This window comes from Litorivivens lipolytica (assembly GCF_014191715.1).
Taxonomy (GTDB): domain Bacteria; phylum Pseudomonadota; class Gammaproteobacteria; order Pseudomonadales; family Spongiibacteraceae; genus Litorivivens; species Litorivivens lipolytica.
Genome location: NZ_JACHWY010000001.1, coordinates 235127 through 260921, shown reverse-complemented (window position 1 = coordinate 260921; position 25795 = coordinate 235127). Strand labels below are relative to the sequence as shown.

Annotated in this window: 24 protein-coding genes; 7 read left to right on the top strand and 17 right to left on the bottom strand. The window is 55.2% G+C overall.

Annotation, left to right across the window (positions count from 1 at the left end; genetic code table 11):
* Nucleotides 1–22: 22 nt before the first annotated feature.
* The 6 genes from lepB to rpoE all read right to left on the bottom strand — a co-directional run bounded on the left by lepB (nucleotide 23) and on the right by rpoE (nucleotide 5540).
* Entirely contained in the window at nucleotides 23–1078 is a 1056-nt protein-coding gene (gene lepB, locus FHR99_RS01160) for a signal peptidase I (RefSeq protein ID WP_183408716.1), read from the bottom strand.
* Nucleotides 1078–2877 (bottom strand): translation elongation factor 4, encoded by a 1800-nt coding sequence (gene lepA / locus FHR99_RS01155; protein ID WP_183408715.1) that lies wholly within the window; start codon nucleotides 2875–2877, stop codon nucleotides 1078–1080. Before lepA ends, lepB begins: the two co-directional genes overlap by 1 nt.
* A 94-nt stretch (nucleotides 2878–2971) precedes the next feature.
* On the bottom strand, nucleotides 2972–3457 hold the full coding sequence (locus FHR99_RS01150; RefSeq protein WP_246386489.1) for a SoxR reducing system RseC family protein: 486 nt from the start codon (nucleotides 3455–3457) through the stop codon (nucleotides 2972–2974).
* Complete coding sequence (locus tag FHR99_RS01145; RefSeq protein WP_183408713.1) at nucleotides 3457–4365, bottom strand: MucB/RseB C-terminal domain-containing protein; 909 nt, start codon at nucleotides 4363–4365, stop codon at nucleotides 3457–3459. Before FHR99_RS01145 ends, FHR99_RS01150 begins: the two co-directional genes overlap by 1 nt.
* Nucleotides 4366–4941 (bottom strand): sigma-E factor negative regulatory protein, encoded by a 576-nt coding sequence (locus tag FHR99_RS01140; protein WP_183408712.1) that lies wholly within the window; start codon nucleotides 4939–4941, stop codon nucleotides 4366–4368.
* Nucleotides 4938–5540: an RNA polymerase sigma factor RpoE gene (gene rpoE, locus FHR99_RS01135; protein ID WP_425488591.1), complete on the bottom strand. Its 603-nt coding sequence runs from the start codon at nucleotides 5538–5540 to the stop codon at nucleotides 4938–4940. The genes FHR99_RS01140 and rpoE overlap by 4 nt, the downstream gene beginning before the upstream one ends.
* Before the next feature lie 194 nt (nucleotides 5541–5734).
* On the opposite strand from rpoE, the gene nadB reads away from it, so the two are divergent.
* Nucleotides 5735–7312, top strand: coding sequence for an L-aspartate oxidase (nadB, locus tag FHR99_RS01130; RefSeq protein ID WP_183408711.1), 1578 nt, complete (start codon nucleotides 5735–5737; stop codon nucleotides 7310–7312).
* On the opposite strand, the gene FHR99_RS01125 is transcribed toward nadB, so the two are convergent.
* Complete coding sequence (locus FHR99_RS01125) at nucleotides 7265–7705, bottom strand: protein YgfX (protein ID WP_183408710.1); 441 nt, start codon at nucleotides 7703–7705, stop codon at nucleotides 7265–7267. The genes nadB and FHR99_RS01125 overlap by 48 nt on opposite strands.
* Entirely contained in the window at nucleotides 7668–7928 is a 261-nt protein-coding gene (locus FHR99_RS01120) for an FAD assembly factor SdhE (RefSeq protein ID WP_183408709.1), read from the bottom strand. Before FHR99_RS01120 ends, FHR99_RS01125 begins: the two co-directional genes overlap by 38 nt.
* A 139-nt stretch (nucleotides 7929–8067) precedes the next feature.
* On the opposite strand from FHR99_RS01120, the gene ygfZ reads away from it, so the two are divergent.
* Nucleotides 8068–9075 carry a CAF17-like 4Fe-4S cluster assembly/insertion protein YgfZ gene (gene ygfZ / locus FHR99_RS01115; RefSeq protein ID WP_183408708.1) on the top strand — a complete coding sequence of 336 codons (1008 nt, stop codon included), beginning with the start codon at nucleotides 8068–8070 and terminating at the stop codon, nucleotides 9073–9075.
* 3 nt (nucleotides 9076–9078) lie between these two features.
* On the opposite strand, the gene ung is transcribed toward ygfZ, so the two are convergent.
* The 8 genes from ung to FHR99_RS01075 all read right to left on the bottom strand — a co-directional run bounded on the left by ung (nucleotide 9079) and on the right by FHR99_RS01075 (nucleotide 18437).
* Complete coding sequence (ung, locus tag FHR99_RS01110; RefSeq protein WP_183408707.1) at nucleotides 9079–9780, bottom strand: uracil-DNA glycosylase; 702 nt, start codon at nucleotides 9778–9780, stop codon at nucleotides 9079–9081.
* Nucleotides 9781–9820: 40 nt separating this feature from the next.
* Entirely contained in the window at nucleotides 9821–10876 is a 1056-nt protein-coding gene (gene traF / locus FHR99_RS01105) for a conjugal transfer protein TraF (RefSeq protein ID WP_183408706.1), read from the bottom strand.
* Nucleotides 10877–10980: 104 nt separating this feature from the next.
* The gene (locus FHR99_RS01100; RefSeq protein ID WP_183408705.1) at nucleotides 10981–11814 is read right to left on the bottom strand and encodes an SDR family NAD(P)-dependent oxidoreductase; all 834 of its coding nucleotides are present in this window, start codon (nucleotides 11812–11814) and stop codon (nucleotides 10981–10983) included.
* Nucleotides 11815–11833: 19 nt separating this feature from the next.
* Entirely contained in the window at nucleotides 11834–13372 is a 1539-nt protein-coding gene (locus FHR99_RS01095; RefSeq protein ID WP_183408704.1) for a flavin-containing monooxygenase, read from the bottom strand.
* The gene (locus tag FHR99_RS01090; protein ID WP_183408703.1) at nucleotides 13372–14382 is read right to left on the bottom strand and encodes an alpha/beta fold hydrolase; all 1011 of its coding nucleotides are present in this window, start codon (nucleotides 14380–14382) and stop codon (nucleotides 13372–13374) included. Before FHR99_RS01090 ends, FHR99_RS01095 begins: the two co-directional genes overlap by 1 nt.
* On the bottom strand, nucleotides 14379–15248 hold the full coding sequence (locus FHR99_RS01085) for a metal-dependent hydrolase (protein ID WP_183408702.1): 870 nt from the start codon (nucleotides 15246–15248) through the stop codon (nucleotides 14379–14381). Before FHR99_RS01085 ends, FHR99_RS01090 begins: the two co-directional genes overlap by 4 nt.
* A 38-nt stretch (nucleotides 15249–15286) precedes the next feature.
* Nucleotides 15287–15949, bottom strand: a complete 663-nt coding sequence (locus tag FHR99_RS01080; protein WP_183408701.1) for an START domain-containing protein — start codon at nucleotides 15947–15949, stop codon at nucleotides 15287–15289.
* Nucleotides 15950–15962: 13 nt separating this feature from the next.
* Complete coding sequence (locus FHR99_RS01075; RefSeq protein ID WP_183408700.1) at nucleotides 15963–18437, bottom strand: TonB-dependent receptor; 2475 nt, start codon at nucleotides 18435–18437, stop codon at nucleotides 15963–15965.
* 313 nt (nucleotides 18438–18750) lie between these two features.
* Between FHR99_RS01075 and FHR99_RS01070 the strand changes: the two genes are divergently transcribed.
* Complete coding sequence (locus tag FHR99_RS01070; RefSeq protein ID WP_183408699.1) at nucleotides 18751–19590, top strand: MerR family transcriptional regulator; 840 nt, start codon at nucleotides 18751–18753, stop codon at nucleotides 19588–19590.
* Between the two features lie 63 nt (nucleotides 19591–19653).
* Here FHR99_RS01070 and FHR99_RS01065 read toward each other — a convergent pair whose 3' ends face one another.
* Nucleotides 19654–20430 (bottom strand): SDR family oxidoreductase, encoded by a 777-nt coding sequence (locus FHR99_RS01065; RefSeq protein ID WP_183408698.1) that lies wholly within the window; start codon nucleotides 20428–20430, stop codon nucleotides 19654–19656.
* 142 nt (nucleotides 20431–20572) lie between these two features.
* Between FHR99_RS01065 and FHR99_RS01060 the strand changes: the two genes are divergently transcribed.
* The 4 genes from FHR99_RS01060 to FHR99_RS16525 all read left to right on the top strand — a co-directional run bounded on the left by FHR99_RS01060 (nucleotide 20573) and on the right by FHR99_RS16525 (nucleotide 25793).
* Nucleotides 20573–21286: a DUF1499 domain-containing protein gene (locus FHR99_RS01060; RefSeq protein ID WP_183408697.1), complete on the top strand. Its 714-nt coding sequence runs from the start codon at nucleotides 20573–20575 to the stop codon at nucleotides 21284–21286.
* Nucleotides 21287–21602: 316 nt separating this feature from the next.
* On the top strand, nucleotides 21603–21836 hold the full coding sequence (locus FHR99_RS01055) for a hypothetical protein (RefSeq protein WP_183408696.1): 234 nt from the start codon (nucleotides 21603–21605) through the stop codon (nucleotides 21834–21836).
* Nucleotides 21837–21883: 47 nt separating this feature from the next.
* A complete protein-coding gene (locus tag FHR99_RS01050) occupies nucleotides 21884–22981 on the top strand; it encodes a hypothetical protein (RefSeq protein ID WP_183408695.1) in 1098 nt (365 codons plus the stop codon).
* A gap of 13 nt (nucleotides 22982–22994) precedes the next feature.
* The gene (locus tag FHR99_RS16525; protein WP_183408694.1) at nucleotides 22995–25793 is read left to right on the top strand and encodes an EAL domain-containing protein; all 2799 of its coding nucleotides are present in this window, start codon (nucleotides 22995–22997) and stop codon (nucleotides 25791–25793) included.
* Nucleotides 25794–25795 lie beyond the last annotated feature (2 nt).

Here is a 25795-nt window from a genome sequence, read left to right as displayed (position 1 = left end):
CCTTGTTATTATGCAGGTGCGATCAACGGATCGTTCCCACTCTATCAAAGCTGGGCAACTCACTAATGGAGCGCCAATGCATCCAGATGGCGAAGGCCTTACCAACAATATTGGCTTCCGGTACAGCGCCCCATACTCGGCTGTCACTACTGTTATCCCGGTTGTCGCCCATCATAAAGTAGTGACCGGGCTCGACCACCACTCTGAAATCACCACGATCCTGCCGTAACTCGGTGCGGATCAGATGCTCGCGGTCACCAAGCGACTCGCGAAGAATGTGTTCGCTGGGATTTAGCGGAGGCACTTCAGCCAATAACTGCTGCGTCATCTCCTTGCCATTCACGTAGAGCACTTTGTCACGATATACCAGCTCATCGCCGGGCAAACCCACTACGCGCTTAATGAAATAACGGCTGTCATGAGGTGGGAAAAACACCATCACATCGCCCCGCTCCGGCTCACCGACCTCGACAATTTTGGTGCCAACCACGGGCAGACGCACGCCGTAGCTGAACTTGTTAACCAGAATATAGTCCCCAACCTCGAGGCTGGGCACCATGGAAGCAGAAGGAATTTGAAAGGGTTCGGCGACAAAGGAGCGCAGCACCAATACCACCAGCAAGACCGGGAAAAATGATTTTGCGTTTTCCGCAATCGGTAGCTGGCTTGCCAAACGCTCCTTGAGGGATTCGAAATCGGCTTTAACGCTGAATTTCAGGTAGACCGCAATATTGCCTTCGGTCACCAGAAACTCACGGCGCCGGGTGAAGGCAAATTTATCCAGTAGTGCAATCAGGCCGGCTAGCGCGGTCACCACCACCAGCACCAGCGCAAAATCACCGTCTTTTACCAGCACAACGCTGGCAAACCAGGCCATCCACAGGATATTGATAAACACCGTGGTCGAGTTCCACCACCCCGGTACCACTTGCGAGAGCAGAGACTGCTCGGAATTTTCTTTTTTGTGATCCGCACACCAGGACAGTGCATCGGCAAGCTGGCGACGACCGCGAATTTCCTGCACAGTCCAAACGATAAGTGTCAGCGCACTGACCACCAGCAACAAATTGTTTACCATCAGCTATCAACCTTGAGAACTGCGAGGAACGCGGACTGGGGAATTTCCACCTTGCCCACCATCTTCATGCGTTTTTTACCCGCTTTTTGTTTTTCGAGAAGCTTGCGCTTGCGCGATACGTCGCCACCATAGCATTTTGCGGTAACATTTTTGCGCAGGGCCTTCACAGTTTGCCGTGCAATAACGTGCCCGCCAATTGCGGCCTGAATGGCCACATCAAACATCTGCCGGGGAATCAGCTCTTTCATTTTCTCAACCAACGACCGACCACGGCTGGCAGCAAAATCCCGGTGTACGATCATGGCCAGCGCATCCACCCGCTCACCATTGATCAAGACGTCGAGTTTCACCAGATTTGCCGCCTGAAAACGCTCAAAGCTGTAATCCAGTGATGCAAAGCCTTTACTCACCGATTTCAGGCGATCAAACAAGTCCAGTACGACTTCACTCATCGGAATTTCGTAGGTCAGCGAGACCTGCTGCCCCAGAAACTGCATGTCTTTCTGTACGCCGCGCTTTTCCACACACAGCGAGATAACATTACCGACAAATTCTTGGGGTACAAGAATATTGGCGCGGGCAATAGGCTCTCGCATCTCTTCCAGCTCACCGGGGTCCGGCAGCGATGACGGGTTGTCGACCTGCAGCACTTCATTGCGCTTGGTCAACACTTCATAGATAACCGTGGGGGCGGTGGTGATCAGGTCCAGATCGTACTCGCGCTCGAGACGCTCCTGAATGATCTCCATGTGCAGGGTGCCGAGAAAACCGCAGCGAAAACCGAATCCCAGGGCGTCTGAGGTTTCCGGTTCGTAGAACAGGGAGGCATCGTTCAGGGTCAGCTTGGCCAGCGCCTCACGAAAATCCTCATAGTCATCCGTCGATACGGTGAACATGCCTGCATAAACCTGCGGCTTGATCTTCTGGAAACCGGGTAAAGCAGGTACGTGTGAAGTCGCCGCATGAGTAAAGGTATCGCCAACCGGGGCACCGTGAATATCCTTGATGCCCGCAACCACGTACCCAACTTCACCTGCACGCAAGATTTTCGTAGAGGTCAGTTTAGGCGTAAAAATACCGACGTCATCAACGCCGTGGGCTTTGCCAATACTCTTGGCGATGACTTTATCACCCTTCTTGAGCGTGCCGTTCTTGACCCGCACCAGCGACACAACACCCAGGTAATTATCAAACCAGGAGTCGATAATCAGCGCCTGCAGCTCACCGTCAGGGTCACCTTGAGGTGGCGGAATCTTGGCGATCAGCTGCTCGAGAATATCCTCGATGCCCATGCCGGACTTGGCGCTCGCTGCCACCGCATCGCTGGCGTCGAGACCGATGATTTCCTCGATTTCCTTTTTGACCCGCTCCGGATCGGCCTGCGGCAGGTCCATCTTGTTCAGAACCGGGATCACTTCGAGGTTCTGCTCTATCGCCGTGTAGCAGTTGGCAACCGATTGAGCTTCAACCCCCTGAGCCGCATCCACCACCAGCAGGGCACCTTCACAGGCGGACAGGGAGCGTGACACCTCGTAGGTGAAATCGACGTGGCCGGGGGTATCAATAAAGTTGAGCTCGTAGGTCTCGCCATCGCGTGCCGTGTAGTTCAGCGTGACACTCTGGGCTTTAATCGTGATGCCGCGCTCGCGTTCGATATCCATCGAGTCGAGCACCTGTTCAGCCATCTCGCGAGCAGTGAGGCCGCCACACACCTGAATGAAACGATCTGCGATGGTGGACTTGCCGTGGTCAATATGGGCAATGATGGAAAAATTTCGGATATGTTTAAGACTGCTCACACAATCCCCAGAGGCCTGATGCGTTGACGAGTGACGGAGCCTAGAGCCCGCCGCGCTAAAAGCGGGGATTGTATCGCATTCGGCGCCCGCGCGGCTATGCGCGCGGCGCGGCGACTGACGGGGATTGGGCTACTGTTGGCGCAACCGCTGGCTCAACCACAGTGGGCTGGTAGTCCAAACGGTCGCGGATCACCCAATGGTGTACGCGAACCAGCAACATGCCACCCACAAAACCGAGCAGCGCCCCCAATGCCGCCAGCTTGTCGCTGACAAACAGGGCGTGAGCCACCCCCATGCCGGCAATCATGGCAATTAGCGGCAGCAGGTAGACCAGCATGGCGCCGCGCAGCAGCACATGTTCCGGCACACTGAACTCAACCTCTGAGTCCAGTTGGAAGCGGCTTGCCGGCACGTCACCGAGCAATACCCTGAGGTGATTGCGCTTGCCGTCACCGATCTTATTCAATAAACCCTGCCCGCAGCCTTTCTGCGCCGCACAGCTGCCGCAACTCGACTGGCGAATGGTTTCCACCCAGAGGGCGTCATCTTCAATGGCGACCACCCGGCCGGATTCGCGCATCACGGGTTCACCACCAGCGATTTGGCAACCTGCTCAGCCGTCAACAGCGGCACCTCACCAATGACGGTAGCGACCAGCTCGCGCTCCGGAATCGGGTAGGTATAGGATACGGTCGCGCCACTGCGCATGGCAGCGGCCGCAGGAGACTGACCGGCGTCACTGGCGCGCTCCATAAAGACCGAAAACATGCTGATGCCATCGGTATAACTCAGCGCTTCATTTTTTCGATCAGTAGTTTCCGCCAGCATAAAGCCGTCGGGAACCCATCCGGTATTCCAGGATAGCTTGGACAGCATCGCCTTGCGCTTCTGCTCTTCTACGACCTCGCGGTGACCAATCTCGTAAGCCTCAGCATCGTTTAACTCACCCCCAACGCCCAGCTCAAACAACATGAACTGAAAACGTTCCAGGACTTGATCGCGCTGACCAAGGGTTTCAGTCTTGAGCGGAATAGCGGTCTGCGCGTCCAGGGAGATGACATAACCGAGCCGGAAGACGTCGCGCGGTTCTATATGCAGAGTCACCACATCGCGCCCTGCTACTCGCGCACCCTCTTCGAGACGAAGGTCGTAGTAGCGGGCAAACCCACCGCTGCCGCTGATCGCTCGCAGCATGCTTTCTGCCGGATGCACGCAGTGAATACTGTGCCCGCGGCGGACAAGTTTGGTGCTGGAGGAATCTAAAGGTGTGAGCAATTCAAATTCGCGACCGTCTACTACCCGGTGCACGATGCGGTAGGATGCCAGTTGATCATCAACCTGATGGGTTACGATCCCCTGATAACTCAATTCCCGGTGGGCGTGAGACATGCGTTCCAACCACTCGGCAGGCTCCGCCGCCATTGCGGGAACCCCAATCAGCGCGGCGAGCAGCGTAGAAACGAAGGTTTGCGCCAGAACTCTGAGCACTTATTCCTCTCCGTGGCTAACCATCCGGGCATAGGTCACCATGCCCTGCCCGCTGTTAAGCGCCGCGCGCTCCGTATGCTGTCGCAGGAATCGCTCAAAACGCTCACGAGACTGCTCGTCATCTACCTGCCGATAAAGCGGCACGGTCACATTCGCCGCGCTGGCGGTGACAGCACCCGTTGCGTTCGTCGCGGGTGAAGCCAGATACACACGACCACTCTGTGCCGCAGGCGCTTCCGCCATTTGCGGTGCAGCCGGTTGCGAGCTTCCACCGCCGAGACCAAAGACCACCATCGCCGCCACGCTGGCAGCAACGGCAAATCCGGCAAGGGGTTTGCGCCAATCCCGCGCCGAAGCAACCAGTGGCGCTTCGTCAGCAATCGCGGCGCTCACCCGCGCACTGATATCCAGCCCGCTGAAGGTTGCATCGCCCTGCATGGCGCTGCGCTGTCGATGCATTCTTCCCCAAAAGGCGCTGTCATCATCTTTCGCATCGCGCAACACGCGACGCAATTCCAGCTCGGATGCCTCGCCGTCCATCAGCGCCGACAGGGATTCCCGAAGATCGTTGCTCATGCCATTACCTCACTGCCACCCATCTGGGCCTTAACTTTTTCATCAACCGCTTCCCGCGCCCGGAAGATTCGCGAACGAACCGTACCCACCGGACAATCCATCACATCAGCGATGTCCTCATAACTCAGGCCGTCGAACTCGCGCAGGGTCAAGGCCGTGCGCAAATCCTCAGGCAAAGCCTGAATCGCTGTGTCGACAACCGTCTTCAGCTCGTCACCGAACAGTACATTTTCCGGGTTGTCGGTATCGCGCAGGCCATCCGCACCGTCATAGAACTCGGCATCACCTACATCGACATCAATACTGGGGGGTCGCCGACTGCGGCTGACCAGATAGTTCTTGGCGGTGTTGATCGCAATACGATAGAGCCAGGTATAGAAGGCACTTTCACCACGGAACTTGGGGAGCGCCCGATAGGCCTTGATAAAGGCTTCCTGGGCCACGTCCTGAATTTCATCGTTGTCTTTGACATAGCGCGAGATCAGACCAAAGATCTTGTGCTGATACTTCAGCACCAGCATGTCATAGGCACGCTGATCGCCGCGTTTGACGCGCTCAACCAGCTGCTTGTCGCTTAACTCAGCACGATCCACAATCACGCTGCTCCTGACTGTAAGATCGTGTATTACCGTGATAGACCACGTGGTACCCCATTAGTTCGCATATTGTGCTGGCTTTTTTTGTTGCCCGATGGATTCCAGGCCGCAATTGGCCGGATAAGGCATTACCAGTATACTCTGCCAGCCGGCAGACCGCCGCAAATGGTATCCACGCAGTCCACCCAAGGCAATCCATGACTTCCAGTTATTCCCACGACGTGCTGGTGATCGGCAGCGGCGCAGCCGGCCTGACTCTCGCCCTGCGACTGGCCGACAAGGCCCGCATCGCTGTGATCTGCAAAGGTGAGCTCAATCAGGGCTCCACCTATTACGCTCAGGGCGGCATTGCGGCGGTACTTGACGAGCAGGATACGGTCGACGACCACGTCACTGACACCCTGGCCGCCGGCGCCGATCTCTGCCACGGCGATACCGTGCGCTTTACCGTTGCCAACAGCCGAGAAAGCATTGAATGGCTGGTATCTCAGGGCGTCGAATTCAGCCGCTACCCCAATGAGGACGGCTTTCACCTGACCCGCGAAGGCGGTCACAGCCACCGGCGCATTATTCACGCCGCCGATGCCACCGGCCGAGCCGTGTCAGAGGCCTTGACCAATCAGGCCTTGCAGCAGAGCAACATCGAGGTTTTCCAACGCCATGTGGCCGTCGACCTGGTTGTGAGACAGGGCCGGTGTGTCGGCGCCTACGTGTATGACCGCGAATCCGAGCATGTGCGCCTGTTCCGCGCCAAATTTGTGGTGCTGGCCTCAGGTGGCGCCAGCAAGGCCTACCTGTATACCAGCAACCCCGATGGCGCCTCCGGTGACGGAATTGCCATGGCATGGCGTGCCGGCTGCCGGGTCGCCAATATGGAATTCAACCAGTTTCACCCAACCTGTCTTTATCACCCGAAAGCCAAATCCTTTCTGATTACAGAAGCGATTCGGGGTGAAGGCGGCAAATTGCTGCTGCCCAACGGCCAGCGTTTTATGCACCGCTACGACGAGCGCGGTGAGCTGGCCCCTCGGGATATTGTGGCCCGCGCTATCGACCATGAAATGAAGCGCCTCGGCTCGGACTGTGTCTATCTGGATATCAGTCACCGCTCGCCCGACTTTATTCTGCACCACTTCCCGACCGTTAAGGCACGCTGTCTGGAGCTCGGCATCGACATTACCCGGGAACCCATCCCCGTGGTTCCCGCCGCCCACTACACCTGCGGCGGGGTGATGGTAGACCACAGCGGCCAGACCGATGTGGGCAACCTGTTTGCGATCGGCGAGACCTCCTTCACCGGCCTGCACGGCGCCAACCGTATGGCCAGCAACTCCCTGCTGGAGTGCATTGTCTTTGGCCGCTCAGCCGCCGACGCCATCGGCCAAAGGCTGGCGGAGCCCATGGCGGATATCGCCATAGCGGACTGGGATGAGTCACAAGTTACCGATTCCGATGAAGATGTCGTGATCTCGCACAACTGGGACGAGCTGCGCCGCTTTATGTGGGACTACGTGGGCATCGTGCGCACCAACAAACGACTCCAGCGGGCATTGCACCGGGTGGAGCTGCTGCAGCAGGAAATCCGGGAGTATTACAGTAACTACAAGGTCAGCAACGACCTTATCGAACTGCGGAACCTGGCGATGGTCTCCGAGTTGATCATTCGCTCAGCGATGGAACGACGGGAAAGCCGGGGGCTGCACTACACGCTGGATTATCCGGAAACCCTAGCGGAGGCCCGAGACACTATTCTTGAGCCCCGGCGCAAAGCGTAATTGAACCCGCAGGCGGCGAAAGCCGTCTGCACTGACAAAGGCGTCAGCCGGCAGCAACAAGCCTCGCCCCCGAAAGCGCATGCCCACCGCGTAGGGCGTTACCCAGCAACTTTTCAGCTCTACTGGCCGGCGCAGCCTGCCGATTTGCAAGCACCAGCCCTTCTCGTCGCGCAGCAAGACCTCGCAGCGCCATCGCCTGTGGTATAGCGTCATAACGTGAAATAGCAGGCTGAACGCCGTCAGCGCGAGTGCGAGCAGTTGCAGAGAAGCCGCAACCGGCGCAAGTATCAAAGCGCCGGCGGCAAGCCCATGGGCAGAAATCAGATACAGTAGCAGCCAGCGCGAGGGGCGCAGTTCAAGTCTTAGGCTGGCGGGCGAAGGCTTTGATGTCATTCACTATCCCTAGCAAATCCGGATCTTCCGGGCTTTCCGTTCCCAACAACCACTGAAAGATCTGCGTGTCTTCGCATTCCATCAGTGCGACGTAATGATGCTGCTTTTCCACCGGCAGACTGCGAAAACAATTTTCCATAAACGGCACCAGCATCAGGTCCAGTTCCAGCATGCCGCGCCGACTGGCCCAGTAAATTCGCTTGATCTCGTTTTCTGAGTACATTAAGTTCCACTGCTGCCGTTTATTGTGCGGCGCATTATAGCGACACAGGCCGGACAACGCATGGCCTTCTTGATGACATTCACACATGCAGACAGATCTCGGGCTAATTACATTCAAAGCCCGACCTGCGGAGTATACGGTGAGCACCTCCCCTTTTATCGCCCAGTTAACTGCCGATGGCGCCCGTTTCGAGGGTGAACATTGCCTGTTCGATACAGCCCCCGCTTCTGAATCAGATACGAACCTGCTGGTACCGCTAACACCCTACGGCTTTGTGGAGGCCACCGGCCCTGATGGCCAGACTTTCTTTCAAGGCCAGACGACCGCCGACTTCCGCCAAGTCAGCGCCACACAGGCCCGACCCGGAAGTTACTGCACCCCCAAGGGTAGAATGCTGGCAAGTTTTAGTGCGGCGCGCCTTGATGAAGACACGCTGCTCCTGCAAATGCGGAAGGATCTGATCGAAGACACTCTAACGGTTCTGGCTAAATACGCGGTGTTCTCCAAAGTAAAGCTGAGCGACGCCAGTGAAAGTTATACCGGGATCGGGTTGGTTGGCCCGGACGCCAAAGCGCTGCTGAGCTCGGTATGTGAAACCACGCCCGACGGCCCGCTGAAAACTTGCGCCCTCCCCGGAGGCATCGTGGTTCAATGCGACGAGGCGGGGCAGCGTTATGAACTCTGGCTCAAACCGGAACAGGCAGCCGAGGTCTGGCAGGCACTTTCCAGCAAAGCGCAAGCGGTGAGTTCGACGCACTGGGACGGCTTGCGCATTGCCGCTGGCGATGTGCCGGTAGTTGCGGCAACCCGCGACGAGTTTCTGCCCCAGTTTCTCAATTACGACCTGACCGGCGCCGTGAATTTCAAGAAAGGCTGCTACACCGGACAGGAAGTGGTCGCCCGCCTGCATTTTAAAGGCGTCCCCAAACGCCGCCTGTATTTGGCGAGGCTTGAAGGCCCGGCAAAGGCGGGGGAAGAGGTACTGGACGGCGAAAAAACCGTGGGCATGGTCGCCTTGAGCGGGCCCGATCAGCAGGTGGCTTTGGTGCTTGCCACCGCCTCTGCAGATTCAGCCAATCTCCAACTGAAAGGCGGCGCCCGCGTCGTCGAGGTCACGCCGCCACCCTACGGTTTCCCGGCGGAATAGCGTTCAGCTGACAGCGACCGGCAATTCCCAGCGTATCGGACTTTCTCCACGAGCCTTCAGGTAGTCATTGGTCTTTGAGAAATGGCGGCAACCGAGAAAGCCCCGGTGAGCACTTAGCGGCGAGGGATGAGGCGCCTTCAACACACAGTGTCGCTGGGGGTCCACCAGCTGTCCCTTTTTCTGGGCATAGCCACCCCACAAAAGGAAAACCACCCCTTCCCGCTCACGGTTAACGGCCTCGATCACGGCGTCGGTAAAACGCTCCCAACCCTTACCCTGATGGGCGCCCGCCTGCCCCTGTTCGACGGTCAACACACTGTTCAGCAGCAGCACGCCCTGTTCTGACCAACTGGTCAGACAACCGTGGGACGGAGGCTTTAAGCCAAGATCGCTGTTCAGCTCTTTATAGATATTGACCAGTGACGGCGGTGGCGGCACCGGAGGCTTCACCGAAAAACACAGGCCGTGAGCCTGATCCGGGCCGTGATAAGGATCCTGCCCGAGAATAACCACTTTCACCTGATCCAGCGGCGTGGTATCGAGTGCATTAAACCACTCGGCCGGGCGCGGAAATACGTTAGCGCCACTGGCTATGCGTTCGGCGAGAAAGGCGCGCAGCGCGACCATGTAATCCTGTTCGAACTCACCGGCCAGTGCGTTCAGCCAGGAAGGATGCAATTTGATGGTTTTTTGTTGGGCGGGCACAACCGGGCTCCATTAATCTGGGCCGCGCAAGGATAGCAAGTTAGAACGGCATCTGCAGGCGAAATGCACCACCCAGCTCACGTTCACTGGCAAGGGTTCCGGTTACACCGATATTGAAACTGTCCAGCAGATGGTAGGTCAGCGATAGACTGACCGTGTCATGATCGCGATCCCGCGCGATGTGGGTATAAGCCGCGCCTGCGACAAAACGCGATGAAATCGGCGCCGATATACCTAACACCGTTTCGCGTCGCCCCTTAATCTGACCAAACGCGGGGTGAGGCGTCAGGTCCTGCAGCAGGCTCGCCTGCCCCCAGTCAAAGCGATAATCTACCCGCAATTCACCCCGCGTTCGCAAGTGAAAGGTACTGTCACGGGGCCCGCGGTAGGTGCTTTCAAAAAGATCCCGAAGTGTCAGACCAATCTGCCAGCGGTCAATCTCAGTCAGCGTGGCAATATCTACATTTGCCCGACGGTATTCACGGGTAAAGCCGCTGAGTTCAAAAAACTCGCTCTCCCGGTAATCCTGAATCGGCACCTCCCTCTCATACAGTGACAGCCCCTGATATTTGAAGCTGAGACTGACCGTGGTGGCCGGCAAATCGATCTCATCCATCTTACGGTGGAGCGCGACCTCAGCCATGCCATAGCCCAACACCCGCGCGCGGGATTCCAAGTCAGACAGCTGAAAAAAGGCGATCACAGGTGCAAGTCGGAGCTTGGGCTCGTCGTCTTCCACAAATTCGAAAGTGCCCGCAAAACGCGTAAACGCAGTCGCACTCAAGGTGTAGCGGTCATCGAAAAACGGGCTAGCCACTACCAACCCGATGCCGCCCTGAAATGTGGTGGCCTTCCCGTCTAAGGACTTGAGTGTTTGTATCAGCGCCTCTTCGTCGCCCGGGCGGTATTCAAAACGACGGACGCTATTTTCCAGTGCCGCGGCCTCACGCCGGGCATCAAGCAGATCGTCGAGCATTTCCTCCCGATCATTGAGAAAAGTATAGCCACTGCTGTGAGCAACCAGCTCGGTCAGCGCTGGCCGATACGCCGCATTGCGCAGCACCGGTTGCAGATCGAGACGGACGCCATGCTTCACCGGATGTGCCTGAAGGCTAGTCGTTGCGCACAAAAAAAGAAAAAGGGCCAAGCACGAAGCTCGGCCAAGGGAGGGTAATCGAAAATGTCTTGGCACCACGGCAGCTACTGACTGCTCATGCGATGGCGCCCACGCAGTGATACGGGCACAGTCAAACGATCATAAAGACCGGGCAAAAATCGCTGCAGCAGATCCAGCAAGATTGCATCACGACCAATCAGTACGCGCGGCTTGCCCTTCTCGACACCGCGCAGAATGATCTCTGCCGCTCGCTGCGGGGTGGTCGAGGCGATACGCTCAAACATAGCTGCAGATTCTTCTGTATTGGTGTGGCTGCCGTCGAGGCTTTCATAGTGTTTACCGTTGGCGACAATATTCGTTTTCACACCACCGGGGTGAACGGTAACTACTTTTACCGAAGTGTCTCGCAGGTCCTGACGCATGGATTCCGAATAGCCGCGAACCGCAAATTTGGCTGCGTTATAGGCCGATTGAGACGGCACCGCCATAAGCCCAAACAAGCTGGAGATATTAACCACCACCGCCTCGGGTCGCGTCAGCAGATGAGGCAGAAAGGCTTCCACACCGTTCACCACGCCCCAAAAGTTGATGTTCATTATCCATTCCAGATCGTCCCGTTTCATGGATTGAACGCGACTCGACAGTGACACACCCGCGTTATTGATAATGACATCGCAACAACCGAAGTGGGCAACGACCTCGCGCGACCATTCAGCAAAAGCTTCGCGGTCGGACACATCCAGCACAGCTTGATGAAGCTGCTGGCGATAACGAGCTGCCAACGCGGCCAACGCATCCGGCTTGATATCAGACGCGGCGACTTTTGCACCGGCGTCGAGGGCCAGCTCGGTCAGCGCATAACCGATACCTGAACCGGCACCGGTGATGGCGATCACTTTATCCTTAAGAGAAAACATCGGTTTATCCTTTTTTTTGTCAGGCTGAGGTCGCTACACGGTCATCGATATCGGCACTGAGTTCGACAACACTGGGACGCAATCGAACACAATCATAGAGGCTAGGATCAAAATGCTTTGATTGCAGACGGTATTGCCAAGAGTACCCCGGCCACAGCGTGGTGTTCTTGCCATCTTCCGTCAGGTACCAGCTATCGCAGCCGGACACCCAGGTTGTCTTCTGCATTTTTGCCTGAATGTTCTCGTTAAACTGCTGCTGAACTGAAGGTTTAAGATCCAGCGCGGCGAGATTCCGCTGCCGCAAATGCTTCAGATAAGCCATGATATAGCGCAGCTGGGACTCAATATAGAAAATCACCGAAATATTTCCCGGCCCGGTATTTGGCCCCATGATGTAGAGCATGTTCGGGTAACCGGTGACGGTCATACCGAGGTAGGCCTCAGACCCTTTGCGCCAGTCCTCATTTAACGAGCGTCCTCCCGCTCCCTCGATGGGAAACGGCGCACCTGCGGCCGGCACCTGAAAGCCCGTCGCCAAGACAATGGCATCCAACTTTTGATGCCGCCCGTCACGGCTGACGATGCCGGTTTCATCTATCCGCTCAATGCCATCGGTCAGCACCTCAACATTGGGTTTCGTTAGCGCGGGATAATAATCGTCAGAGAGCAGCACACGCTTGCAGCCGAGCGCATAGCGCGGCGTTACTTTTTCCCGCAGGACCGGATCCTTGATCATACGGCGCAAGTAACGTCGTCCCAAGCGCTCCCCCATACGAGTCATCCAATTATTCTTGATCATCACTGGCGCCGTGGATTCAAACATCCAGTACTGGGCGATGCGATGCAGCTTTTGCAAAATCGGAAAACGGGCGTAGAGCTTGCGCCAAGCCGGTGGAATCCAGCCATCGCGTTTCGGCATAACCCAGGGCGCTGTGCGCTGGTAGAGGGTAAGCGACTCAACCGCTGGCTGAATCTCGGGGACAACCTGAATCGCACTGGCGCCGGTACCAATAACACCAACTTTTTTGCCGCTGAGATCATAGTCAGGATCCCACTCGGCGGTATGCATCACCTTGCCCTTGAAGGCGTCGAGGCCGGGGATCGAGGGATAGGCGGGAATATTTAATGCACCCACCGCAAACACCACGGTGCGTGCGCGTACAGATTCACCATCGGCGAAGTACAGCGTCCAGATACTGGCTTTCTCATCGAAGCTGGCTCGTTCGACGGTTGCCTTGAAGCGGATTTTATCCCACAGATGATACTTGTCGGCGCAGTGTTGGAGGTACTGATGTATCTCCGCCTGCCCACCAAAGGTACGACTCCAGTCCGGGTTGGGCTCAAAGGAAAACGAGTATAGGTGAGACGGCACATCACAGGCTGCACCCGGATAAATATTGTCGCGCCAGACGCCGCCGACATCCTCGGACTTTTCAAAAATACGAAAACTCGATTCACCTTCCTGTAAGAGTTTAATCGCCAGCCCAATGCCACCAAACCCGGCACCGACAATGGCGGTATCGAGCAGCCCATTTGCGCTATCACTGCGTATTGTCATCACAGATTCTCCGTGTGCACGATGCTGTGCTGCGCATTAAAAAACGCTCGCAGCACCGTTGCAGTATCTTTCGGTTTTTCGACCATCGGCAGGTGTCCGGTTTCCGGCAGCACCATGGCTTTTGCGTGGGGAATCGCCGCAAGAAAGGCATCCACACAACTCACATCCAGCACCTGATCACTGTCACCCCATAACACAAAGGTGGGCGATTTCACCTGGGGAAGGCTTGCGTTCACCGCCGACAGCGAATACACCAGATCTGAAAAAATGGCGTGATTGAGGGGTGCCCGGTGCGCCATTTCAGTTCCCATCAACAACCCAAAGACTGCGCCAAGCAGACGTTTTCGGGAATGAAAACAGATCTGAAATACCCGCTGCGCTTCAGCAGGACGATTAGCCACTAGGTAGTTGTTGCCCGCGAGCACCCCTGCTTCCAACATGCTGATTCGGGTCCCGGGAACCCCCGCAGCATTCATTAGGCAAAGTCCGTTTACCATTGCGGGATGATGCGCCGCGAGCGAGGCGGCAATAGCCCCGCCCATGGAGCTGCCGGCGATAAAGGCTGACGCCACACCGAGCTGCTTAAGCCACTCAGCCATGCGTTCGGCTTGAGTCTCTACCCGATAATCACTGTCGACACGAAAAGTGCTGTTACCAAAACCGGGAAGATCCGGCGCCAGAATCCGGAATTCTCGATGCATCAGCTCACTGAGAAAGGACCAGTTTTCCTTGCTCGATCCAAAGCCGTGAATAAGCACCAGCACCGGTTTGTCACTGGCACCACTGTCCCAGTAGTTAATCCGATGACCAGCAACCTCAGTCCAGCACAAGCGGGCACCGGCGCGACGTGCGATAAGCGGCTTCAGTCTTCCCCACAGCGAAGACTCTGGTCGCCACTGGCGCAGCCGATCGCGATCAATCGCTGCCAGCGGCGTAGCCGCGTACAGCGCTTCCAGTTCCGCAAAGGCCGGTTCGGGCTTTGTTACGTCACTCACGTCTGTACTGCTCACGCGGCAGCTCCCTGGGTGTTGATGGCCTCAGCCTTATAAGACTCAACTTCCGTTACCAGACTATCAATCTCCGCCAGATATTCTCGGTTGTCGTGATCCCAAGGGTGAAAGCCCGGCCGGAAGAAATCCAGCCAGTCAGGTAAAGCCCGCAGTAAAACACCGCGCGGCCCCCACAGGTACATAGTCACCTGCCACCAGCCTTTCAGATTAAACAGCTGGCCTTTTTCACGGGCGACCATGCCGAGATAAAACGGCGTCAGCATGATAAAGAAAATGGCTGTCGACATAATTAGAGCGAAACAGCGACGCACATAGCCCAGAAAGCGATTTTTCATTACCGTGGTATAAACATCATAGGCGACCGCCTTGTGCTCTGTTTCCTCCAGAGCGTGCCAGTGCCATATGGCGGCGTAACGGGGCTCGCAATCTTCTAGCCGACTTTTATCCACCAGAATGCGGTGTGCAAGAATCGCCGTCAGATGCTCAAGCGCAATCGTGCCGGCCAGCTGGGAGCTTTTCGGGGTAAAGCGACGAAAGAAGTTGAGTAACTTCAGCACAATGCGCTCGTAGCGATCCGCCGGCATACCTTTCGCGGTTAAGGCGTCGTTGTACTCCTCGTGTTCGCGACCGTGCATGGCTTCCTGACCGATAAACCCTTTAACCGCTTCCTGCAGTGTCGGGTCGCTTACGCGATCACGGTAGTGGCGTACGCTATCGATAAAAAAGCGTTCACCTACCGGGAAGAAAATCGACATCGCGTTCATAAAGTGGGAAATATGAACGCTGTTGTGGTTCCAGTCACTGATCCGCTCAGCGGGCAGATGAAAATTCAGGTTTCTGCGAACGGGCATTACATTGTTGGTCATAACAATCTCCTTGTGTTGGCCACTTGGCCGCCTGTTCATTAAAAGGGGCGAAAATCCGTATATTTTTCGGCCTTAACGATATCCTGCATGGCCTTAAGCGTGTTGAATGGCGTATCTACCAGCATGGCGTTTACCAGCGAGGCAGGTAGTGTGCCGTTCGGGTCGAGGTGCATCTGATATTCGACGTGGGTGCGGTTGTCTCCCAACGGTGTGAAGCGAAACAGTCCCTTCGCCTGCTCAATCAACACCACTCCCTTCTCTTCTGGCAGTTTTGAACGGTCAGAGGGCTCAAGACTTTCCGGCGCCAGCGCTTCCAGTGACACCGTGACTACGCGTTCGGGCAGCTTCTGGGTAATGGTCGCGGTCAACAGCAGCGCGCGATCTTTTGCAGGCCAGGGAAAATCATTCACCATGTAGGTATAGCGTTTCAGTGGTGTCAGCTTGCGGATCAGCACCGGCGATTTGCAGGCATGCATCCATTGCGGACAGGCGGCGGTATCATCCATCAGTGCCATCGCCCGGTTCAGCTCGACCTCCAGAACGCTTTCGCCCTTAAAGGCCTTGAACTGGGAGTTTTCTACCTCACGGGTGTAGACTTTCACCCCGTCACTATCTTTCTCGAGCTCCCAGCCATCAGCCGCACTCGCGAGTAGCGGCAAAGCCATTAGCACGCCTATCAATGCAGTTTTGAACAAAGTCATTTAATAAACTCCCTTACCAGCGATAGGTCATCTGCAGCGCAACGGAACGTGGCGCTTCAACAAACCCGGTGAATGTAGTGGCGCCGAAAATGGTATTGGCGAGCGGGGTATCTGCGGCATAAACAATCACCGCTTCATCGGTCAGGTTTTTACCCACCAGAGACACTTCCCAGGTCTGGTCAATCGCGCCGAATCCGATACGGCCATTGAATTTGGTGAATCCTTCCTGCCCAACGCGAGGGTCGACGTTGGACGAGGGGTTGTAGTCGTCGGTAAACACCACATCCAATGTCAGACCAAGACCCAATGTGTCGCTAATGGGGCGCAGATAACCGATGATGAAGGTGCCGGACCAGTCGGCCACGTATTGGTTACTTTGGCCGGTGTAATCACAGTAGAGGCCGTTATCCGACGTCGGCGTCTGTCCCTGACGGCACTGGCCGTTTTCAAAGTCGGTGAATTCAAAATCCAGCAGAGCCAGAGCACCACCCAGGCTGAGGTATTCCGTTACCTGATAGCGGGCATCCAGTTCAATCCCTTGGGTAATCGCTTCTTTTGCATTGCCCACATTAAATCCGAGGGTGCCGTCGAAGATGCTGATCTGTAGATCTTCGTAGATGGTGTAGAAAGCCGCGATATTCAGCTCGGCCGCACCATCGAGCAAACCGGTTTTCAAACCGAGTTCAAAACTGGTGGCAATCTCTTCATCGTATTCAAAGGTACCGACCAGCGACGTCCGGTTAGGCACAGCGGCGTTCGGGTTGGCCGGAGTCAACTCGGCGCTGGGCGATTGATTGGAGCGAGCATCAAAGCCGCCGGCTTTGAAACCCCGTGTCGCCGTAAAATAGGCCATACCCTCCAGCGAATAATCCCACTGCACATTCACCAGCGGCGAAAAATGCGTTTCACTGCGCTCGCCTTTCAGATCGTGGCGTTCTGCCGCGAAACTGATCGCGGCTACGGTGTCCACTTCACCGATGGGCAGGCTGTTGCCGTTAAGGTCGGCCAGATCCAGACTGCGGCTACCGGTTTTGTGTTCGTAGGTGTAACGGCCACCCAGCGTCAACCGAAAGGTTTCGGAGAGGTTAAAGGTCGCCTGCATAAAGGCCGAGGCAATATCCGAGACGCTGGTAAACTCCCGCGGCGCTGTAATATTGGCTACCGCATTGCCGGCATCACCAATGCCCGCCACCTCCTCTGGCGCTATCCCCAGAGGGTTCGGGTCATAGTCCCCGCGGGTCCCCCCATCCTGAAAGTCGGCGGCATTAATCAGCCCAACAACAACCGGCGAATCCTGAATCAGTTTGTCATTGAAGCGCAGATCGGTGCGCTGCAGGTACACCCCGCCGATGTAATCAATCGGCTCGCCTACCGGCGACATCCAGCGCAGCTCCTGACTGAACTGCCAGTACTCCTCCGCCAGCGCCAGCTTGAATAGAGGCGCGGCGGTGGAGTCACAGTCACAGAGGTCATCGTATTCGTAAGCCATAAGGCCGGTAATGGATTTGAACTCGTTACCCGCATCCGACAGCCAGGTTACATCGAGTGTGATATTGGCCGTATCGTTGTTGCTGAAATTACCGTTGGAACTGCCTTTATAGTCCTGATAGTTGTTGCGCACGGATTCATCGGTATCCACGTCTACAAACGGCGGGAAGAAGGTGCGATCAAGAATTTCCGCTTCGGTGCGACCGGCAAACAAAAAAGTAGACGATGTGGAGGGGTCATCCCGGATAACTTCGCCGTGACGCCCTAAGCTGTCAAATTTGCCCGACTCGAGTTTAAGCGAGGCGGTAGTATCGTCATCGACCTCCCAGTGCAGTTTCAAACGAAAGGTCGCCTGATCGTGCTGGGGGCCGAAGCGATCCAGCGTCAGGTTTTCGACATAGCCGCCGTAATCCCGAAGCCGAGCGGCAAAGCGGGCACCAAACTTGTCGGTAATCGGGCCTGACAGCACCAGATCAAATACCCGCTCGTCGAACTCCGGTTCGTACAAGGCGGATACAAAACCCTCGAATTCCTGCCCCGGATTGGCGGTATGCAGATTCACGGCGCCGGCGATACTGTTTTTGCCGTGCAGAATGTTCTGCGGACCGCGCAGTACCTCGGCCCGTGACAGATCCAGAAAGGGCGCCCGCGCCAGCTGGGCGCGGCCGTAGTAAATACCGTCGACATACATGCCAACTGACTGTTCAAAGCCCTGATTCATACCGGTGCCGATACCGCGAATAAAAATATCAGTGCTGATACCGCTCTCGGTGACGGTGAGATTGGGCACGTAGGCCTGCAGATCTTCCATACGGTTGATGCCCGCCTCGATCATCTTGTCGCCGCCAATCGCGCTGACCGAAACCGGCACATCCTGCAAACTTTGGGCGCGGTGCTGAGCGGTCACAATAACCTCCTCCAGAACGGCCTTGGACTGAACGGAGAGTGGAACCAGGCCCAAACCAAGGGCCGCTAGCGGAAGCAATCGGAACGCTTTCATTATTATCTTCCTGTTGAACGTGGGGCGTGTGCAGAGACACACCCAAAAATGAACCATGACCTTATGACACATCATTATATGTATCATCATTTGATGTAACATACATCTTATCATTAATTGATGTCAAGATAGGAAGAGGCAGGTAGAATGGTCATTGGCTCAACTGACCGGAACCGAGCGACTTTGAGTCAGCCCTGAATTTTCAAGGGCTTAGGGCAAAACCACTGCATGAACACCCGCGGTGCTAATGGCCAGACAGCTATTTCCTAAATAAATTTTGAGTATTTAAAGAGAGAATCCGGACCGCATTTTCATGAAGTTTCCAGAAGAAACCATCCAGAACATGGCCCAATACCGCCAACAGAACGACGCGGTCGATGAGGCGGTATCGCTGGAAGAAAAGCATGAATACACGGTGGAAGAACTGGCACTGGCAGCCAACACCTCGGTGCGCAATATCCGCGCTTACCAGGACAAAGGGCTGTTGCCTCCCCCTGCCCTGCGCGGCCGCAAAGGTATCTATAACAATCAGCACCTGTCGCGACTGCGGGTTATCGCCAACCTGTTAGATCGTGGCTATACACTCGCTAGCATTCTCGATCTGATTTCCGGCCTCGAACAGGGTATCGGCTTGCCAGAGATTCTCGGAATGGAGTCCGCAATTAACAGCCCCTGGGCCAAAGAAGCGGCGGAAGTCATTCCTATGACCCAGATGGTCAAGATGTTCGGCACTCAATTGACCCCCGCCAACATCCGGCTCGCCGGTGAACTGGGCATAGCCAAAGTGCAGGGAACCCAGGTTAGAGTGAGCAGTATGAGCACCTTAAAGGTCGCGGCAGACCTGTGCGCAATGGGCATTCCCATGGGGGACCAATTGGAAATCCTGCGCATGAGCCGAGACAATGTGGAAAAAGTCGCAAAGGAGTTTGTGCGGCTGATTTCCGACAATGTACTCAAGCCTTATCAGCAGCAGTCCCTGCCCCCGAAGGAAGAATTCCCCAAGATTATCGACCTGATCTGGCGCATGCGCCCCATGGCCGAGATTGTGGTTAAGGCCGAGCTCGGCCGCGCCATGGAAATGGCCGCCAGCAATATTCTCGCCGACCAGCTCGAAGGCATTATGAAGACCCTGGAATCCAGTCGAGACACCTAATCTTCATCCTACAAACAAAACAGGCCAGCAATGCCGGCCTGTTTTAATCACTGACAGAACTGCTTACACGCCAATCGGCGGGGTTGCCGTTGCCGCATTGTCAATCAGCATTTCAGCCGCATTGACGAACTTGGATTCATCAGAAGCCAGATAAACCACCAGTGCAGCGATATCTTCCGGCTCACACATGGGGTTGGCTTCGGTCGACAGGGATTCGATCTCCTCGCGGGTAGCAGATTCTGCTCCAGTCGCTACTTTAAACACCATCGGCGTTTTTACACCGTCAGGGTGGATAGAGTTACAGCGAATGCCGTTGCGCTTCTCACGACAATGCAGTGCGACAGATTTGGTCAGCGCCGCCACGGCACCCTTGCTGGCACTGTAGGCCGCGATAAATGACATCCCGTGCAGCGCCGCTACCGAGGACATATTAATAATGGAGCCGCCCCGTCCGGTCTTCTCCATAGCAGGAATGGCGTACTTACAGCCCAGGAATACCCCTTCGCTGTTAACCGCATTGACCTTGCGATAATCCTCAAGGGTGCAATCCACGACGGACCCCATGGTCATCATGCCGGCATTGTTGACCAGCACATCCAGCCCGCCAAAACGGGAAACCGCGGTTTCGATGACGGTTTTCCAGTCGTCTTCGCTGGTGACGTTGTGTTTAACGAAAACAGCGTTATCACCGATTTCAGCGGCTGCAGCCTGACCATCTTTCTCATTCAGGTCTGTCAGTACCACCTTGGCACCCTCAGACGCCAGCATCACGGCATCTGCACGCCCCATGCCACTGGCGGCACCCGTTACGATACAGACCTTGTCTTTAACTCGATTCATGTTCCCTTCCCAATACTGTACTTGCGTTCTTCTCGCCGGGTCTCCCACAGCGGCGCGCTAGTAAAGCATGCTGTCTGCGCGGTGAAAAGCCGTGCTATAGTTACCATTCTATAATCTTTAAATAATTCAAGAAGGTAGTTGCATGTCGCGGATTGCCCGCAGCGCCACAGTTCTAGCCTGGATCAGTCTCAGCCTCCTTCCTTTAAGCGTCATTGCTACCCGCTGGAATGTACTGCATTTCCGCTATGGCCTGCTGATGTATTTGTTGGCTGCCCTGCTCGGCCTGTTGGTCATCGTGATGGCGGCCCTGTTTACCCGCCGCCAGCAAAGTGACGCCAGTCGCAAGGCCCTTAGCCAGGCCTCGCTACTATCGCTACCGGCCATCGGTATATTCACCTTTAGTATTTTCAGCGCCGGTGACGCCCCCATGATCCACAATGTCACCACCGCGCCTGACAACCCACCCGAATTTATCAAGGCCCCGAGCCAGCGTGGTGCCGATGCCAACCCCCTGAAATACACACCCGAGCTGGCTAAAATCCAGCGGCAGGCCTACCCTGAATTACAGACTTTGACCACCGAGCTCAGTGCCCGTGAGGCACATCAGCTGGCACTAGCGGTGAGTCGCCAGATGGGCTGGGAAATCTACTACGATGATCCAGCCCAAGGACATATTGAAGCGGTGGCTACGACCCGCTGGTTTGGCTTCAAGGACGACATCGTTATACGTATAAACGCCGGTAGTGAGCCTACACAGATTGACCTGCGCTCTGTCTCACGAGTTGGTCAGGGAGATATGGGGGCCAATGCTCGGCGTATTCAGGCATTTATTGAATACTTCCGTGAGATCGAGTGAGCAGGATAATCACTAAGGGCAGGAATACGCCTTGATACAACAAAGCGATGGATCACTTCTCAACGTTTGCCGGCTTGTGTTAAAAACAGGCCGGCTTGCCCTGCTTGTCGCCCTTTTAACAGGGCCCGTGTTTGCATCAAACACCACTGATGCGCTGCCTCAGATAATCGTCAATTCATCGGTGGAGCTGCCGCGCGACATTTCGGACGCCGTATTACGCTCTATCTTTTTTGGAAGAACACAAATATGGCCTGATGGCACCCCTATCAAAGTCTTTGTGCTGCCATCTTCCCATCACTTACACCGCAAATTCTGCATGCAGTACCTCAAGACCTTTCCCTACGTACTGAATCGCCAATGGGACCAGCTGACGTTTACCGGCTCGGGGGTTGCTCCGACCGAGGTCGCTACGACCTACCGACTCTACGAAATGGTGCGCTCAACCCCCGGCAGTATTGGTTACGTCAACCGTCTGCCGGGCAATATGAACGATATCAAACTCGTCGGCCAAGACAGCACCTTCGACACAGAAAGGACGATCCGCTTTTGAACACGCTAAATCGCGCCGTAACACTGTGTGTTTGCCTGACTATGGGAATGACAGCAACCACCCAGGCCAATCAGGACAGTCTTTCCCTGCACGGCTTTTTCAGTCAGGGTTACCTGTATAGCAAAGGCAACGATTTCTTCGGTGAAAGCACCGACGGTTCCTGGGAATACTATGAGGCCGGCGCAGGCGGCCGCTATCGCGTTGCGCCTTACTTAAGTCTGGCCGGGCAGTTTTTCGCCCGTGACGCCGGCCGCGGCGATAATGGCAGTGTTCGCACCGATTATCTCTATGCCGATTTGCGGCTGGCACAAAGCAATAACGCTGGCACTTCCATTCGCGTTGGCCGGGTAAGAAACCCCTTTGGTTTTTACAACTCAACCCGAGATGTGTTTTTCACGCGCCCCTCAATACTCCTGCCCCAACAATATCTGGAAAGTTTTGGGGTGCGTGAACTACTGTTTTCCAGTGACGGCGCCCAGTTTCACAGCTACTGGGAGGGAGATAACCATCATCTGGAATTCACCAGCACCTTTGGCAAAAACGACAAGATTTCTTCGGACACTGTAACCAATATGTTCGGTGCCGGCTCCAGCCTCAACGGTGACGCCGAACTGCAGAGCCCTGTCTTTGCTCAACTCAGCGGCGGCTTGGCCGGCGATCGCTGGAAGGCGGCGCTCAGCTACTACAACACGACCCTCGCATTTTCCAACACGAGTATCGTCGCCAGCTTGGATGCAACGTTGATGGCCGCTTCACTACAATACAATGCGGAAAAGCTCAGCCTGACAGGGGAATATTCACTGCTCTCTAGCAACTCAGTCTTTGTTATACCCGCTGTCAACCTTGTTTCTACCGGCAACAGCAAAACCGAAACTGCGTATATTCAAGCAGACTACCGGCTCGACAATAAGGTCACCGCCTACACCCGATTTGATCACCGCCTCGGAAACCGTGAACGCCCCAATGAAACCGATTCCAGCATACTAACCCTTGGCGCACGCTGGGAGCCCAGGAAACAATGGCGGTTTGCCGCAGAAATTCACGGGATTCGTGGCACCGCCCCCATTCCGGCGATTGATAACCGCAACACCTCTCTTGCAGAACGATCTGAACTCATCGTTCTGATGGCAGGCTACCGATTCTGAACAGGAGCTTCGCGTGACGCGAACCAACGCGCAGGTTCACCTGAGTCTGCAGACCAAACTGTCCTTTATCGTGACCCTGATCATGGCCTTGGCGCTGGCCAGCAACATCAGTATCGATTACCTGAATTCATTGAAAACCACCGAAGAGGCAGGTTTCAAGAAACTGGACACACAGTTTGCTATTTTTGAGCAATTCACCGAACGATCAACCGAGTTGTTTGAACAGGAACTCAACCAGATTCCCGTGGAGCTTTACCTCAAAACACCCCGTAGCAGCGGTCTACCGAAAGCACTATCGGTCAACCCCAACATATCTGAATTGCGTATTCTCGATTTTAACGGCAAAGAACTTCGGGTGTGGCAATCGGCCAACTCAACGTCTGCCCCAAAAGTATTACAGCAACAGCTAATCAATAAGGTGCGGCTGGAGCCCAAGCCTGCAAGTAGAATTTTTTGTGAATCGCAGTGTTATCAAACCAGCTTCACTCCCGTCATCGCAGATAGCGGCAGACCTTATATCGTCAATGGCATTCGCGATCTCTCACCGGTGCTGCTTGCTTTTAATACGCTGACAAACAGCGATGCAGCACTCGGGAACTCGCCCTCGCGACTATTTATTGCCACGAATGCGGGGCGGACCAAATCGCTGATTAACGAGTTGGAGAAAAAAACGGCTTTCTTTCATAGCGATGCACCGGTCTATACCAATACCTCTCAGGGAACCACCGTCGCGGCGAGCCGCCCCCTGAACGACACCCTGAGTCACAGCGCCCTGCAATTGGTGCTACTGTTTGACGACCGCGATGCCCAAGCCAGCATTCAGAGCTCTCTGAAGAACAGCCTCGTATCGGCTGGCGTCGCGCTCTTGCTTACCGTTCTCATGACCTACCTCGCACTGCGCAGAGCCCTGCTTAAGCTGGTAAATTTATCCAACGCCATCCCCATGCTGTCAGACTCCAGCTATGATCGGCTTCGCGATTCCCTGGCAAAATACACCAAGCAAACCCGCTACAACGACGAAATAGACCAGCTCAACTATACCGTGCTCGATGTGGCAGATGCGCTGGAGGAAATGGAAGGCTCGGTCGCCACGCATCGGCAAGAGTTGCTGCATACCATCGCAGAACTGAAGGAAACACAGGAATTCAACAATGCGTTGGTAAATGATTCACCTCTGGTGATCGCAGCATTCAGATTGAATGGCCAAATGATTCAATTGAACGATTACGGTCGTAAACTCGCTGGCTGGGAGAAATCGGATGTTGAAAATCGATCCGTTGTCGACCTGATTCTGCCCGACCCCATTGGCCACACAATCCTCGACAACCTGAAACCTCTCATATCCGGTCGAGAAACAAGGGCTCAATCTGAGCAACTTATCCGCAACGAAAAAGGTTCTGTGAGCTATCTCACCTGGATTCACGCAAAGGTCGCCACCCGCAGCGAACCCATGATTCTGTCGGTCGGCCTGGATGTTACCGAGAGACGACGCACCGAAAACAGACTGCGATGGTTGAGCAAGCACGATGCCATCACCGATTTGCTAAACCGTGAAGCCTTCCATACGGAAGCAACCCAGCTTATCGAGCAATATCGCGACACTCACACGATCGAGTTGATGATGTTCGATATCGATAAATTCTCGTCCTACAACGACATGTATGGCTTTCAGCATGGCGACAATATGCTGCGCGAAACGGCGCGATTTATTGAGCGCCTGATTGCCTGTCACACCATCATTGGGCGCACGGGAACAAACGAATTTTCGGCGTTGCTGATTATTGATGAAGACGATACAACCACAGCCGAAAAGGACAAGGTATTCCGCGTCGACGGCCACGCGCTTAGATTTTACTCCGCACTGGAAAATGACGCTATTGAGGTCAATATCACTGCTGTTGTTGCCCGCCATCAGGAAGATGGCGAGACGGTTGATGACATGCTCAGCAATTGTGCCGCTACCCTGCGTGCGCTAAAGCCCATCGATCGCGGCAAGGTGAACTATATTTCCTCGCAGGTTGACAATCGTGCCGCACGCCAAGAAAAGGTGCAGATGCACGACAGCATCGTTAAAGCACTCGCGGAAGATCGCTTCGTGCTGTACTTTCAGCCCATCTACAATCTCGACCGAAATCGTATTACCCACTGCGAATGTCTGGTTCGCATGCAGACCGAAGACGGCCGGATACTTGCCCCGGTATCGTTTTTGGACATTGCCAAAGCCAGCGGCCTCATGCCGCGCATTGATTATTTGGTGCTGAAAATGGCGCTGATGCAATTGCGCGTCTGGGCAGACAACAACATTCACCTGAAACTGAGTGTCAATATCACAGCCGACACATTCGAGAGCGATCGTTTCATAAAACAGCTACAACAGCTGCTTACCGATACCGGTGCGAATAGCGGACAGTTGATTTTTGAAGTCGTGGAAACGGAGGCGATCAACAATCTGGAAAACGCGAAGGCCCTCTGCAAAAAGCTCGATGCCCTAGACGTTCAGATCGCCTTTGATGACTTTGGTATTGGTTTCACATCATTTGAATATCTTCGCGACCTACCGGTCGACTTTATCAAAATCGATCAGTCATTTATCCGCTACATCTACAAGCGAAAAAGCGATCAGCTGCTCGTTAAATCCATGGTGGATATGGCACAGGCGCTGGGTAAGAAAGTGATCGCCGAAGGCGTCGAAGACCAAGGCAGCGCCGAGCTACTGAGAGAGATGGGCGTTCACTACCTGCAAGGCTACTACATCTCAAAGCCTTGCAAAGCCAGCCGACTGGACCTCAATTACACCCTGCCAACAATTTGAAG